Annotated in this window: 13 protein-coding genes and 1 pseudogene; 11 read left to right on the top strand and 3 right to left on the bottom strand. The window is 64.6% G+C overall.

Annotated elements, in window-relative coordinates; translation table 11 throughout:
* Positions 1-29 precede the first annotated feature (29 nt).
* Positions 30-623: a phosphoheptose isomerase gene (locus EC839_RS16355; protein ID WP_007162067.1), complete on the top strand. Its 594-nt coding sequence runs from the start codon at positions 30-32 to the stop codon at positions 621-623.
* Positions 620-1192, top strand: a complete 573-nt coding sequence (locus EC839_RS16350) for a BON domain-containing protein (protein WP_007162068.1) — start codon at positions 620-622, stop codon at positions 1190-1192. The genes EC839_RS16355 and EC839_RS16350 overlap by 4 nt, the downstream gene beginning before the upstream one ends.
* A gap of 62 nt (positions 1193-1254) precedes the next feature.
* Here EC839_RS16350 and EC839_RS16345 read toward each other — a convergent pair whose 3' ends face one another.
* Complete coding sequence (locus tag EC839_RS16345; protein ID WP_132832854.1) at positions 1255-1491, bottom strand: DUF2171 domain-containing protein; 237 nt, start codon at positions 1489-1491, stop codon at positions 1255-1257.
* Between the two features lie 148 nt (positions 1492-1639).
* Here EC839_RS16345 and EC839_RS16340 point away from each other — a divergent pair, with 148 nt between their 5' ends.
* Positions 1640-2293 carry a sulfite oxidase-like oxidoreductase gene (locus EC839_RS16340; protein ID WP_132832853.1) on the top strand — a complete coding sequence of 218 codons (654 nt, stop codon included), beginning with the start codon at positions 1640-1642 and terminating at the stop codon, positions 2291-2293.
* Between the two features lie 7 nt (positions 2294-2300).
* Here EC839_RS16340 and EC839_RS16335 read toward each other — a convergent pair whose 3' ends face one another.
* A complete protein-coding gene (locus tag EC839_RS16335; protein ID WP_132832852.1) occupies positions 2301-2705 on the bottom strand; it encodes a hypothetical protein in 405 nt (134 codons plus the stop codon).
* Positions 2702-3922, bottom strand: a complete 1221-nt coding sequence (locus EC839_RS16330) for an N-acetylmuramoyl-L-alanine amidase (RefSeq protein WP_132832851.1) — start codon at positions 3920-3922, stop codon at positions 2702-2704. Before EC839_RS16330 ends, EC839_RS16335 begins: the two co-directional genes overlap by 4 nt.
* Positions 3923-4201: 279 nt before the next feature.
* On the opposite strand from EC839_RS16330, the gene osmE reads away from it, so the two are divergent.
* The 8 genes and pseudogenes from osmE to EC839_RS25045 form a co-directional block, all read left to right on the top strand.
* Positions 4202-4540 carry an osmotically-inducible lipoprotein OsmE gene (gene osmE / locus EC839_RS16325; protein WP_007162073.1) on the top strand — a complete coding sequence of 113 codons (339 nt, stop codon included), beginning with the start codon at positions 4202-4204 and terminating at the stop codon, positions 4538-4540.
* Between the two features lie 191 nt (positions 4541-4731).
* Positions 4732-5253 carry a hypothetical protein gene (locus tag EC839_RS16320; protein WP_132832850.1) on the top strand — a complete coding sequence of 174 codons (522 nt, stop codon included), beginning with the start codon at positions 4732-4734 and terminating at the stop codon, positions 5251-5253.
* A 230-nt stretch (positions 5254-5483) separates the two neighbouring features.
* Positions 5484-7319, top strand: a complete 1836-nt coding sequence (ilvD, locus tag EC839_RS16315; RefSeq protein WP_132832849.1) for a dihydroxy-acid dehydratase — start codon at positions 5484-5486, stop codon at positions 7317-7319.
* A 473-nt stretch (positions 7320-7792) separates the two neighbouring features.
* On the top strand, positions 7793-8986 hold the full coding sequence (locus tag EC839_RS16310) for a carbohydrate porin (protein ID WP_256681078.1): 1194 nt from the start codon (positions 7793-7795) through the stop codon (positions 8984-8986).
* A gap of 63 nt (positions 8987-9049) precedes the next feature.
* Positions 9050-10078: a sugar ABC transporter substrate-binding protein gene (locus tag EC839_RS16305; protein WP_132832848.1), complete on the top strand. Its 1029-nt coding sequence runs from the start codon at positions 9050-9052 to the stop codon at positions 10076-10078.
* A 107-nt stretch (positions 10079-10185) separates the two neighbouring features.
* Positions 10186-11268 (top strand): ABC transporter permease, encoded by a 1083-nt coding sequence (locus EC839_RS16300; protein ID WP_132832847.1) that lies wholly within the window; start codon positions 10186-10188, stop codon positions 11266-11268.
* Complete coding sequence (locus EC839_RS16295; protein ID WP_042137188.1) at positions 11268-12035, top strand: ATP-binding cassette domain-containing protein; 768 nt, start codon at positions 11268-11270, stop codon at positions 12033-12035. The genes EC839_RS16300 and EC839_RS16295 overlap by 1 nt, the downstream gene beginning before the upstream one ends.
* A gap of 165 nt (positions 12036-12200) precedes the next feature.
* Positions 12201-13229: pseudogene (locus EC839_RS25045) on the top strand (cache domain-containing protein); the annotation flags it as partial.
* Positions 13230-13371: the final 142 nt, after the last annotated feature.

The raw sequence follows: 13371 nt of genomic DNA, 5'->3' as shown, positions 1-13371 counted from the left end.
CCTCTACAGCACAGGTCAAAGATATCGCGATGGACACCCACGCCCGCATCCAGAAACTCTTCCGGGACAGCATCGAAACCAAGCGTCAGGCCATGGAAGTCCTGATTCCGCATATCGATCTGGCCAGCCAGGTCATGGTTGCGGCCCTGCTCAACGAAGGCAAGATTCTCACCTGTGGCAACGGCGGTTCCGCCGGCGATGCCCAGCACTTCTCCTCGGAATTGCTGAATCGCTTCGAGCGCGAGCGTCCCAGCCTGCCGGCCCTGGCCCTGACCACCGACACCTCGACGCTGACCTCCATCGCCAACGACTACAGCTACAACGAGGTGTTCTCCAAGCAGATCCGGGCCCTGGGTCAGCCGGGCGACATCCTCCTGGCCATCTCCACCAGCGGTAATTCGGCCAACGTGATCCAGGCGATCCAGGCCGCCCACGACCGCGAGATGACCGTGGTCGCCCTCACCGGCCGCGACGGCGGTGGCATGGCCTCCCTGCTGCTGCCCGAGGACGTCGAGATCCGCGTGCCCGCCAAGGTCACCGCCCGCATCCAGGAAGTGCACCTGCTGGTGATCCACTGCCTGTGCGACCAGATCGATCAGCAACTGTTTGGAAGCGAAGAATGAAGAAGGCTCCTCTGCTCGCCATCCTGGCGCTGTCCTTTGCGGTCGCCGGCTGCAGCAACGTGGTCACCGCCAGCCGCGACAAGCCCATCGACGACAACCGCGGTACCCGCACTCTGGGCAGCACCGTGGACGATGCCCTGATCGAGACCAAGGCCTCGGTCAACATCTCCAAGGCCAATGCCGATCTGGCCAGCTCGCACATCGTGGTGGTGAGCTACAACGGCGTGGTGCTGATCGCCGGCCAAACGCCGCGTGCCGACCTCAAGGCCCAGGCCGAGCAGGCCGTGCGCAGCGTGCAGCGGGTCAAGACCGTGCACAACGAACTGCAAGTGACCGGCAACTCCTCGCTGCTGGCACGCAGCAACGATTCCTGGCTGACCACCCGCATCAAGACCCAGATGTTCGCCGACGAGGACATCCCCGGTTCGCGCATCAAGGTGGTCACGGAAAACGGCATCGTCTACCTCCTGGGCCTGGTGACCCAGCAGGAAGCCGCCCACGCCGTGCAGCTGATCCAGAGCGTCTCGGGCGTGCAGCGCATCGTCAAGTTGTTCGAATACATCAACTGATCGGTATTCGCCGCCCAATAAAAAGCCCCGCATCAGCGGGGCTTTTTATTGGGCGGCGTGCCTTAGGCAGCTTGCCACTCGCTTTCGGCCTCGTCGCGAGTCTTGGACAGGTGTACCTGGCTGCCTTCCACGGACTGGACCCAGCTCAGCGGAATGTAGTGATGCTTGCCATCGGCATCCTGATCGCGCTTGGTCAGCTTGATGCGATCGGCGCCCTCCATATGGTCGACGGTGCCCACGTGCTGGCCGTCCGAACCGACAACTTCCGCATGCTCTTTGATCTGGGTTGCATCTACCATGGTGGTTCTCCGGCAGGTTAAGAAAAAGGAGGCGCCTCTCTGAGTGCCTGCAAGATAGGAGGCGCAAGACGCCGTCTGGGTTCGGCCGGTGCCGACGAAAGGCCATCATGGCGGTCAGAAGCCCGAGACCTGTGAAGAGGATTCACCGATGAGCGATGAGCCAAGCAAGCTGACCCGCTCCAAGGAGCGCTGGGCCCAGGAGGGCCGCTTCCTCACCGGCCAGGGCGCGCGTCCGGAAAGCGAGCGTCTGCCGCCCGGCCAGCATCGCGTCAGCAACTGGCCGGTCCTGGACCTGGGGATGCGTCCGGAGGTCAGCCTGGCGCGCTGGCAACTGGCGGTGACCGGCGCGGTTCGCAGGACACTGCGCTGGAACTGGGAGACCTTCGCGGCGCGGGCGACCACCCAGGCCGTCAGCGACATGCACTGCGTAACCACCTGGTCACGCTATGACAATCACTGGACCGGCCTGCCGGTAAGCGCATTGCTCGACGAGGTGCAGCCGCGGGACGAGGCGACCCATGTGCTCTTGCACAGCTACGACGGCTACATCACCAATCTGCCCCTGGCCGATTTCGCCGCACCGGGCGCCATGCTGGTGCACAGCTGGGAAGGCCAGCCGCTGACCGCCGAACACGGGGGGCCGGTACGGGCAATGATCCCGCATCTCTATCTGTGGAAGAGCGCAAAGTGGCTCAGGCGCATCGACTTCCGGGTCGGCGACACGCCGGGCTTCTGGGAAATGCGCGGCTACCATGACCGCGGCGATCCCTGGCAGGAACAGCGCTACGCTGACGACGCCTGAAGACGTCTCAGCGCGCCGCTGGAGCCAGCTGCAGTTCCACCGGATCGCCGGGGTTGAGGCTGCGGATACGGAATTCGTCGCGCGTGAGGCTGAGGATTTCCGTGGGATAGGTGATGCCTTCCTCGATCAGGTTCAGGCCCTTCTCGGTGCGCGTCCAGCGGCCCAGGGAGGGCTGGCTGCTCGGCGAGGCCATCACCAGGGTGCCATCGCTGAGAAAGACGTAGAGCATTCCCGGCTCGATGCTGTTGCTGGTCTTGATCTGCCAGACCTTGTTGACGAAACCTTCCTGGGCAGCGCTCTTCTTGTCGCCACCGCCCTGACCGTAGCCGATCAGTCCGGCCACGACACAGAGTGCGCCTATCACCAGCACCACCACGCGCCAGTAACGACGCGCCTTGTCTTGCAAACTCATGTCACTCCTTGGGTGTTCTTAAGGCTGGCCAGGTAGGTACCCAATGGGGGGCGCTCCTGGAAATAGCCATGCAGTCCGGCAAAGATCGAATCGGCCAGCTGCTTCTGGTGGCGACTGTCGAGCAGGCGTTGGCAGTCGCGATCATTGGAAATGAAGCCCGTCTCGACCAGGATCGAAGGGATATCCGGCGATTTGAGCACAGCGAAGCCCGCCTGCTCCACTCGTTTCTGGTGCAGGTTGGTGATGCTCGACAATTGCCCCAGCACCTTGTGGCCCAGGTCCAGGCTCGACGAGATGGTGGCGTTCATCGACATGTCCAGCAGTACGCCGGCGAGCATGGGATCGCGGCCCTTGAGAATCTCGTTCGCACCGATCAGGTCGACGTTGTTCTCGCTGTCAGCCAGGAAACGCGCCGTGGTGGAGGTCGCGCCGCGCTCCGACAGGGCATACACCGAGGCGCCATAGGCCGTGCGACGTGGCGCGGCATCGGCATGCACCGAGACGAACATGTCGGCGTTGTAGCTGCGGGCGACTTCGACCCGTTTGCGCAACGGCACGAAGAAGTCGTCGTTGCGCACCAGCTTGGCCTTGAAGCCCTTCTGCAGATTGATCCGACGCGCCAGATTCTGCGCCACAATCAGGGCGATGTCCTTTTCCCGATCACCGCGCGCGCTCAGCGCCCCGGGATCCTTGCCGCCGTGACCGGCATCGACCACCACCATGATGTCGCGCCCCGTGGCCAGACCCTTGCCGCGCTTGACCTCCAGCGGCGGCTCGGCGTCGACCGGCTTGCGCGCGGCCACCGCCGGCGTCCCGGCGCGCTTGAGATCCAGTACCAGGCGATTGGCCGCGCCTTCGCCCGGACCGAGGATGAAGCTCTCCACCTCCACCGGATGGGCCAGCTCCAGCACCACCCGGGTGTCCTGGGCGCCGTAGTGGGCACTACGCACGGCGCGCACCGGTGACCCCTGCAGGGCGAGGTGGTTGAGCACCGCGGGCGCCTGGGTATCGGCGAGATCGAGAATGATGCGATCCGGCGCGACCAGGGTGAAGGTCTTGTAGCGGACCGGTCCGGTGAGATCGAACACCAGGCGGAGCTTGTCGGCATCCTGCCAGGCCCGGGCACCCTTGAGTTGCTGCCGGGCGGCAAACGCCGGCAACCCGACGGGCAAGGTCATGCCAGCCAGGATCAGATTGAGCAAACGACGGCGATTCATGAGGTCCTCGCGAGAAACGAGAAACGGCTGGGAAGTTACAACATAACGCTAAAGATCGCCTGCCGCCTGGCCCCTGTCAACTGCCGTTCGGACAAAATAATCCTTAAAAAACGGGGGCATAGCGTTCGTTTGCAGAATCAGCTTTAGATACAGTCACTTGCCGTCGCCAGCGGATGATCCGTCAAAGCGGCAAACGGCGAGAAGTGCGACGGAGAGCGAATTTATCGGCGCCGCCATCGTCGAAGTGTCAGGCACTTCCGCCTTTGAAGGGATCACACCATGAACAAGAAGATTGCAGTCGCGACCGCCCTGCTGGCTGGCACCGTCCTGGCGGGCTGCGCCTCGGTAAAGAACACCGCCGACTACACCGTGGGCCGCGTCGAGTTTCGCGAGCAACCCCTGGTCAAGCAGGTGGACAAGGGCATGAGCAAGGCCGACGTGCTGCGCATCGGCGGTACCCCGTCGAGCACCTATACCCGCAAGTACCGCCCCGGTACCTGCAACAACTATGTGCTCAACAAGGACGGCAAGGAGCAGGTCTATTCGATCGGCTTCGACAGCATGAACCGCGTCGACAGCAAGGACTTCGAAACCTGCGAAAGCGCCGATCGCGCCTGAGCCGGGAACTGACCGGCCAGCCAGGCCGGGTGTCCTGAAGGACGCTGGCGGCGTCTGATGGACAGGATGGGCGAGCGGCAGCACCATGGGCCCTCGCCATCCCGACCGCTGCGCCAACCTCCTGCACTGTGGATCGACGCAGGCGTGGCCAGCGCCGCCAGGCTCTACCCATCGTTCCAAGGAATTCAGGCATGTCCAGACGTCACCTCATACTCACAGCTGCGGTGCTTTCCCTGACTGGCTGCGGTGGCTATGACTACAGTTGCGATGCGGCCAAGACCGCCGAACTGGTTCGTCAGCAATACGCCCAGACCATCAACGAGATCTATGCGGACGACATCGCCGCCGGCCAGCCCGCGCTGGAAGCCGGCCAGGTCTCGCTGGTCGACATCAAGACCCAGGAAGAACCCTCGGACAGCGGCGAAGCGGGCTTCTATACCTGCAACGCGACCGTCGAGGCCACCTGGCCCAAGGCCGCCCTCGAACGCCTGGCTCCGGCCGCTGCCCAGCTGGCCAGCGTCGGCGCCATCCTCGAGAACGGCCATCTACGCCATGCGCTGAGCTACGAGTCCTCGCTGGAAGGCAGCGACAAGCAGCGCGTCGACATCACCCTGCCCGAAGCCGTGGACCTGAGTCTCAAGACCCTGGCAGGCCAGGAGCCCATGGACGAATACCTGGAAGACGCCCCCGACGGCGAACAGGAAGCGCCCTGATCCATCCGGCGCTGGCCTGCTGTGCAGTGCTGGCGCCCAGGTGTATGATCCGAATTCCCCTCCGCCAGCATCCTCCGGCGGGTTCGTGAGCCCTGGCAGCCCCTGTGGAGATCCCGCATGCGTGGCCGCCCTCCGGCCCGGCAACCGTCACTCCGCGTTTGCACCGTGCCCCGTCTGCGCTCACGATGACCAGAACCGTGATCTAGAAAGCCGCCTCGGAGAGACGCTTCATGCCTGACTATCGCTCGAAAACCTCCACCCAGGGCCGCAACATGGCTGGCGCCCGAGCGCTCTGGCGCGCCACCGGGATGAAGGACGAAGACTTCAAGAAGCCCATCATCGCGATCGCCAACTCCTTTACCCAGTTCGTGCCGGGCCACGTGCATCTCAAGGACCTCGGCCAGCTGGTCGCCCGGGAGATCGAGAAGGCCGGCGGCGTGGCCAAGGAATTCAACACCATCGCCGTGGACGACGGCATCGCCATGGGTCACGACGGCATGCTCTATTCGCTGCCCAGTCGCGAGATCATCGCCGACGCCGTGGAATACATGGTGAATGCCCACTGCGCCGATGCCCTGGTGTGCATCTCCAACTGCGACAAGATCACCCCCGGCATGCTGATGGCCGCCCTGCGCCTGAACATCCCGGTGGTCTTCGTCTCCGGCGGTCCCATGGAAGCCGGCAAGACCAAGCTGGCCAGCCACGGTCTGGACCTGGTCGACGCCATGGTCATCGCCGCCGACAGCTCGGCCAGCGACGAGAAGGTCGCCGAATACGAACGCAGCGCCTGCCCCACCTGTGGCAGCTGCTCGGGCATGTTCACCGCCAACTCCATGAACTGCCTGGTCGAGGCCCTCGGCCTGGCCCTGCCCGGCAACGGCTCGACCCTGGCCACCCACGCCGACCGCAAGGAGCTGTTCCTGCGGGCCGGCCGCACCATCGTCGAGCTGTGCCGCCGCTACTACCAGGAAAACGACGAGTCGGCGCTGCCGCGCAACATCGCCTCCTATGCGGCCTTCGAGAACGCCATGACCCTGGACATCGCCATGGGCGGCTCGACCAACACCATCCTGCACCTGCTGGCCGCCGCCCAGGAAGCCGAGGTGGACTTCGACCTGCGCAACATCGATGCCCTGTCGCGCAAGGTGCCGCAGCTGTGCAAGGTGGCGCCGAACATCCAGAAGTACCACATGGAAGACGTGCACCGCGCCGGGGGCATCTTCAGCATCCTGGGCGAACTGGCCCGTGGCGGTCTGCTGCATACCGACCTGCCCACCGTGCACAGCCGGACCCTGGGTGAAGCCATCGAGCACTGGGACATCACCCTGACCCAGGACGAGGCGGTGAAGACCTTCTTCCGCGCCGGTCCGGCCGGTATCCCGACCCAGGAAGCCTTCAGCCAGGCGACTCGCTATGACAGCCTGGACGACGACCGCGCCGAGGGCTGCATCCGCTCGGTCGCCCATGCCTATTCCCAGGAAGGCGGTCTGGCCGTGCTCTACGGCAACATCGCCCTGGACGGCTGCGTGGTGAAGACCGCTGGCGTGGATGAATCCATCCACGTGTTCGAGGGCAATGCCAAGGTCTTCGAAAGCCAGGACGCCGCGGTGCGCGGCATCCTCGCCGACGAGGTCGAGGCCGGCGACATCGTCATCATCCGCTATGAAGGGCCCAAGGGTGGCCCGGGCATGCAGGAGATGCTCTACCCCACCAGCTACCTGAAGTCCAAGGGCCTGGGCAAGCAGTGCGCCCTGCTCACCGACGGTCGTTTCTCCGGCGGCACCTCGGGCCTGTCCATCGGCCATGCCTCGCCGGAAGCGGCGGCGGGTGGCGCCATCGGCCTGGTGCGCGACGGTGACAAGGTGCTCATCGACATTCCCCAGCGCAGCATCAACCTGCTGGTGAGCGACGAAGAGCTGTCCCACCGCCGCATCGAGCAGGACAAGCTGGGCTGGAAGCCGGCACAACCCCGTGCCCGTCGCGTGACCACCGCACTCAAGGCCTATGCCCTGTTGGCCACCAGTGCCGACAAGGGCGGCGTGCGCGACAAGGCCCTGCTGGGCTGATTCGCGACTTCCGGGCGACGGCATCCGTCGTCGCCTGGAAGCACTGCCCTACCTTTCCTCCTGCTCTCCCGCTCTATTCCGCCCCTTCGCCTCCCTCCGCTCTTCTCCGCTTCGGCTGACCCGGTTTCACCTCGCGGGCGCCCGCCGGTGACCCCCATTCCAGACGGGTTCCACAGTTGCTTGGCTTGCTATTTTTGCAGAAGCACAACCTGTGATTCAGCTCACACATCGCTGTAATCGAGCCGCTAGGCCGTTGAGTGATCAAAGGCTACCCTCCGTCTGCCGCTGAATTGATTCAGCGATGAGTTTGTAGTCAGGTTGGGTTCCAATGGTCACACCTATGTTGATCTTCCGCTGGAGCACGGCGGGTCAGGTGCAGGCCAGGCACTGAGTTACACAACAACAATAAATAGGGAACATAAATGAATAAGAAAAAGGCTATGCCCTTGGCCAGGGTTTCGGTCGCGTCCTTGATGAGCACTCTTCTGCTGATTCCTGCGGCTAACGCCCTGGAAACCACCGGTTACTTCCGTACCGGTCTCGGTGATTCCTCCGGTTCCGACTCCATGCGCTGCTTCAAGCTGCAGGGCGCGCAGTCCAAGTACCGTCTGGGCAACGAGTGCGAGCAGTACGGCGAACTGGCGCTGAAGCAGAACGTCTTCAATCTCGACGACGGCTCGGCAATCGGCGTCTATGGCATGGGCAGCTTCTTCAACAAGTATGATCGCACCCCGACCTTCAATGGCGACAACGGCGAGATCCGCGCGGTCCAGGCCTACGCCTATTGGAACAACATCGCCGCGCTGAACGGCGGTAACCTCTGGGCCGGTCGCCGTTACTACAAGCGTAACGACATCCACATCTCCGACTTCTTCTACTGGAACCAGAGCGCCACCGGCGGCGGTATCGAGGACGTCAACATCGGCGGTCTCAAGTACAGCCTGGCCTTCTCGCGCAAGGACAACCAGAACCAGAAGGACTTCCAGAACCGTATCGACTTCAACGTCGCCGGTTTCAACACCAACCCCAATGGCTCGCTGGAGATCGGCGTCAGCTATCTGGACAAGCCCAGCAACCAGCCCAACGCCAACAGTGGTGTCGCGTTGACGCTGCAGCACAAGCAGGCCAACTTCATGGGCTGGGGTGGCGTGAACACCTTTGCCGTGCAGCGGGGCCAGGGTCCGGGCACCGCCCTGGGCAGCACTGGCGACCCCACCCTGAGCAGCGCCGACGTCTCCTATCGCGTCGTCGACTTCTTCGATTGGCAAATCAGCCGTTACTGGGGTGGCCAGATCGCCGCGGTCTACCAGAAGGACGAGCGTCCCAATGGCAACGATCTGCGCTGGACCTCGCTGGGTGGCCGCCTGGTCTACGGCATCACCGACCAGTTCAAGTTCTCCACCGAGCTGGGTCATGATCAGGTGCAGGCCCCGGGTGGCACCCGCAAGCTGACCAAGCTGACCCTGGCACCGACCTGGTCGCCCAAGGGTCCGGAATTCAAGTCGCGTCCCGAATTCCGCCTGTTCTACACCTATGCGGCCTGGAACCGGGCAGCCCAGCAGGCGGCCGACGAATTCGACGCCGGCTCTGCGCTGTCGAGCACCGGTACCTTCGGCAACGACCTGCACGGCTCCAACGTCGGCTTCCAGATCGAGCAGTGGTGGTAACAGCTCCACCGCGACCGGCGTTCTGCCGGTCGCGTTCCTGTCTCTGAACCCGAGCGCACAACAATGAAAAGAACCGTCTCCCTCGCGTCCTTCGCCGGTTGCCTGTTGGCCGCCGCCCTGGCCAGTGGCACCGCCCAGGCAGCCCCCGTTTCCGCCTGCCTCATCACCAAGACCGATACCAATCCCTTCTTCGTGAAAATGAAGGAAGGCGCCACCGCCAAGGCCAAGGAGCTGGGGGTGACGCTCAAGGCCTACGCCGGCAAGATCGACGGCGACAGCGAAAGCCAGGTGGCCGCCATCGAGACCTGCATCGCCGATGGCGCCAAGGGCATCCTCATCACCGCGTCGGATACCAAGGGCATCGTGCCCAATCTGCAGAAGGCGCGTGAGGCCGGCCTGCTGGTGATCGCCCTGGACACCCCGCTGGATCCGGTGAGCGCCGCCGACATGACCTTCGCCACCGACAACCTGCTGGCCGGCAAGCTGATCGGCCAATGGGCGCGGGAAACCCTGGGCGACAAGGCCAAGGATGCGCGGGTGGCCTTTCTCGACCTGAACGCTTCCCAGCCGTCGGTGGACGTCTTGCGCGACCAGGGCTTCATGCTCGGCTTCGGCATCGACCCCAAGGATCAGAGCCGCATCGGCGACGAGACCGATCCGCGCATCGTCGGCCACGACGTGACCAACGGCAACGAAGAAGGCGGCCGCGCAGCGATGGAGAATCTGCTGCAGAAGGATCCGACCATCAACGTGGTGCACACCATCAACGAGCCGGCCGCCGCCGGTGCCTACGAGGCGCTCAAGGCCGTGGGTCGCGAGAAGGACGTATTGATCGTGTCCATCGACGGCGGTTGCCCGGGCGTGCATAACGTCGCCGACGGCGTCATCGGCACCACCTCCCAGCAATACCCGCTGCAGATGGCGGCCCTGGGCATCGAGGCGATCAAGACCTTCGCCGACACCGGCAAGAAGCCGACCCCGACCGAGGGCAAGAGCTTTGTCGACACCGGTGTGAAGCTGGTGACGGACAAACCCGTACCCGGCATCCAGTCCATCGACAGCAAGACCGCGCTGCAGAAATGCTGGGGCTGATGGCCTCTCGTCTACGCTAGAAGAGATCGACCGTCCCCGCCTGAGCGCCCGCCGCGCCGGCGCGGGCGGTCGACTCTCGGCCGCTTTCCCGCTTTCAGGAGATTGCCATGAGCGATCCGACCTCACCCTCTCCGTCCGGCCAGCCCTTCGAACAGGTGCTCAAGCACAGCGCCACGGAGGTCGCCTCCTTCGCCCGCGACGAGCGCAGCCCGCTGGTCAAATTCCGTCACTTCCTGCATTCGCGCCCCTCGGCGGTCTCGCTGCTGGTGCTGCTGCTGTCGCTGGGCATCTTTGGCGCCCTCCTGGGCGGCAAGTTCTTTTCCGCCTTCGCCCTCACCCTGATCCTGCAGCAGGTCGCCATCACCGGCATCGTCGGCGCGGCCCAGACCCTGGTCGTGGTCACCGCCGGCATCGACCTCTCGGTGGGCGCCATCATGGTGCTGTCCTCGGTGGTCATGGGCCAGTTCACCTTCCGCTACGGCCTGCCGGTGGAACTGTCGATTCTCTGCGGCCTGGCGGTGGGCACCCTGTGCGGCATGGCCAACGGCTGGCTGATCGCCCGCATCAAGCTGCCGCCCTTCATCGTCACCCTGGGCATGTGGCAGATCGTGCTCGCGGCCAACTTCCTGTATTCGCGCAACGAGACCATCCGCGCCCAGGAAATCGGTGCGGCCGCGCCGTTGCTGCAGGTGTTCGGCGACAATTTCCGCCTGGGTGGCGCGGTCTTCACCTATGGCGTGATCGCCCTGGTGGCGCTGGTCGCCCTGCTCTGGTACGTGCTCAACCACACCGCCTGGGGGCGCCATCTCTATGCGGTGGGCGACGATCCCGAGGCCGCGGCGCTGGCCGGGGTCAACGTCCGGCGCATGCTGATCACCGTGTACGGATTGTCCGGACTCATCTGCGCCTTCGCCGGCTGGGTGCTGATCGGCCGCATCGGCTCGGTCTCGCCCACCGCCGGCCAGTTCGCCAACATCGAATCCATCACCGCGGTGGTGATCGGCGGCATCTCGCTGTTCGGCGGCCGTGGCTCGATCCTCGGCATGCTGTTCGGTGCCCTGATCGTCGGCGTCTTCGCGCTCGGCCTGCGGCTGCTGGGCACCGATGTGCAATGGACCTATCTGCTGATCGGCACGCTCATCATCGCGGCCGTGGCTATCGACCAATGGATCAGAAAGGCGGCCAGCTGATGACTACCGAACCCCTGCTCATGGCCCGTGGCCTGGTGAAGCGCTATGGCCGCGTCACGGCCCTCGACCACGCCGACTTCGACCTCCTGCCCGGCGAGATCCTCGCCGTGATCGGCGACAACGGCGCCGGCAAGTCCTCGCTGATCAAGGCCATCTCCGGTGCCCTGCGGCCCGATGAAGGCGAGATCCGCTTCGAGGGCCAGCCGGTGCAATTCGCCTCGCCCATCGCCGCGCGCCGCGCCGGCATCGAGACGGTCTACCAGAACCTGGCGCTGTCGCCGGCGCTGTCCATCGCCGACAACCTCTTCCTCGGTCGCGAATTGCGCAAGCCGGGACTGCTGGGCACCCTCTGCCGCACCCTGGACCGCAAGGAGATGGAGCGCATCGCTCGGGAAAAGCTTTCCGAACTGGGACTGATGACCATCCAGAACATCAACCAGGCGGTGGAGACCCTGTCCGGCGGTCAGCGCCAGGGTGTGGCCGTGGCCCGGGCGGCGGCCTTCGGCTCCAAGGTGATTATCCTCGACGAACCCACGGCGGCGCTGGGGGTGAAGGAGTCGCGCAAGGTGCTGGAGCTGATCCTCGATGTGCGCGCTCGCGGCATCGCCATCGTGCTGATCTCCCACAACATGCCCCACGTGTTCGAGATCGCCGATCGTATCCACATCCATCGCCTGGGTCGCCGCCTGACGGTGATCGATCCACGCCAGCACTCCATGGCCGACGCCGTGGCGCTGATGACCGGCGCCCAGACGGTCGCCGCCTAGGCGCAGGCCAGGCCCCGGCTCTCCCAGGCCACGGCTGACCCGGAGAGCCGGGGCCTGTTCGCTCTCCGTTAATCTGACCCCATCCGGAAAACCTGACTGGCCGCTCAAGTTACCTCCTGTTTGCTCCGATAACCCGGAACAATTATTTATCGGAGTCAACCCGCCGTGCCTGCCTTGTCGTTGAAACAGAAACTCTCGTTGTCTGCCACCGCGGCCGTCCTGGTCGTGGGCGTGGGTCTTACCACCATCAACTTCTTCAATACCCGCACGGCGCTGGAAGCCTCCACGGTCGAGCAGCTGAAGACGGTCAGCTTCGTCTTCAACGGCGGGGTTCGTCAGTGGCTCGATGGCAAGGCGGCCGCGCTGCGTGCCCTGGCGGCAGACACCCAGGATGTCCAACTCCCGGCCGGGCTTAATCAGGTCAAGAATTCCGGCGCCTTCGACAATGTCTTCTATGCCCGGGGCGATGGCAGCCAGGTCAATGCCAATGGCGTCCAGCTGCCGCCGGACAACAACGATCCGCGCAAGTGGCTGTGGTACCAGCAGGCGCAACAGAATCCCGGCAAGGTGTTCTTTTCCATTCCCACCGTGGCGGCAGCGACCAAGCAGAATGTGCTGTCACTGGGCTGGGCATTGCAGTCGGCGGGCAAGACCACCGCGATCCTCGGCGCGGACGTCAGCATCAGCGATATCCTCGACCAGCTCAAGCGCGTGCAACTGCCAGGCGCCGGCAGCGCCGTGCTGGTCAACGGCCAGAACATCGTCCTGGGCCACGAAGACGCCGCCCTGCTGGCCAAGCCGATCACCGAGCTCTATCCGCAACTGACCGCGGACACCCTCCAGCGCCTGGCCCAGGCACCCGGCGAGCGCTATGTCGAAACCAGCGCCGGCCAGCGGCTCTATGCCGCGCCCATGAATCGCGATGGCGAGACCCTGGTGATGATCGTCGACAGCGGCGTGCTCCTGGCGCCCTTGCAGCGGCAACTCTGGATCAGTCTCGCCATCCTGGCCGTGGTGCTGGGCGGTTCGCTGCTGCTGATCAACCTGCTGTGCAGCTATCTGCTCCGGCCGCTGGGCGTGGTGTCGACCGGTCTGCAGGTGATCGCCGACGGCCAGGGTGACCTGACTCGTCGCATCGCCGTGCAGAGTACCGATGAGGTCGGCGGGCTGGCCGGCCATTTCAACCAGTTCGTGGCCAGCCTGCACGGCCTGATCGGTGGCGTGCGTCAGCATGCCCAGAGCGTGGACGTCGAATCGCAGAAGGTCCTGCAGCGCAGCGCCGCGGCTACCCAGGAGCTGGGTCGCCTGCAGCAGGAAATCACCCTGGTGGCCACGG

The organism is Pseudomonas sp. JUb52 (assembly GCF_004341115.1).
Classification (GTDB): Bacteria; Pseudomonadota; Gammaproteobacteria; order Pseudomonadales; family Pseudomonadaceae; genus Chryseomonas; species Chryseomonas oryzihabitans.
Note: the sequence above shows the minus strand (reverse complement) of the source record. Positions and strands in the feature narration are given on the sequence as shown.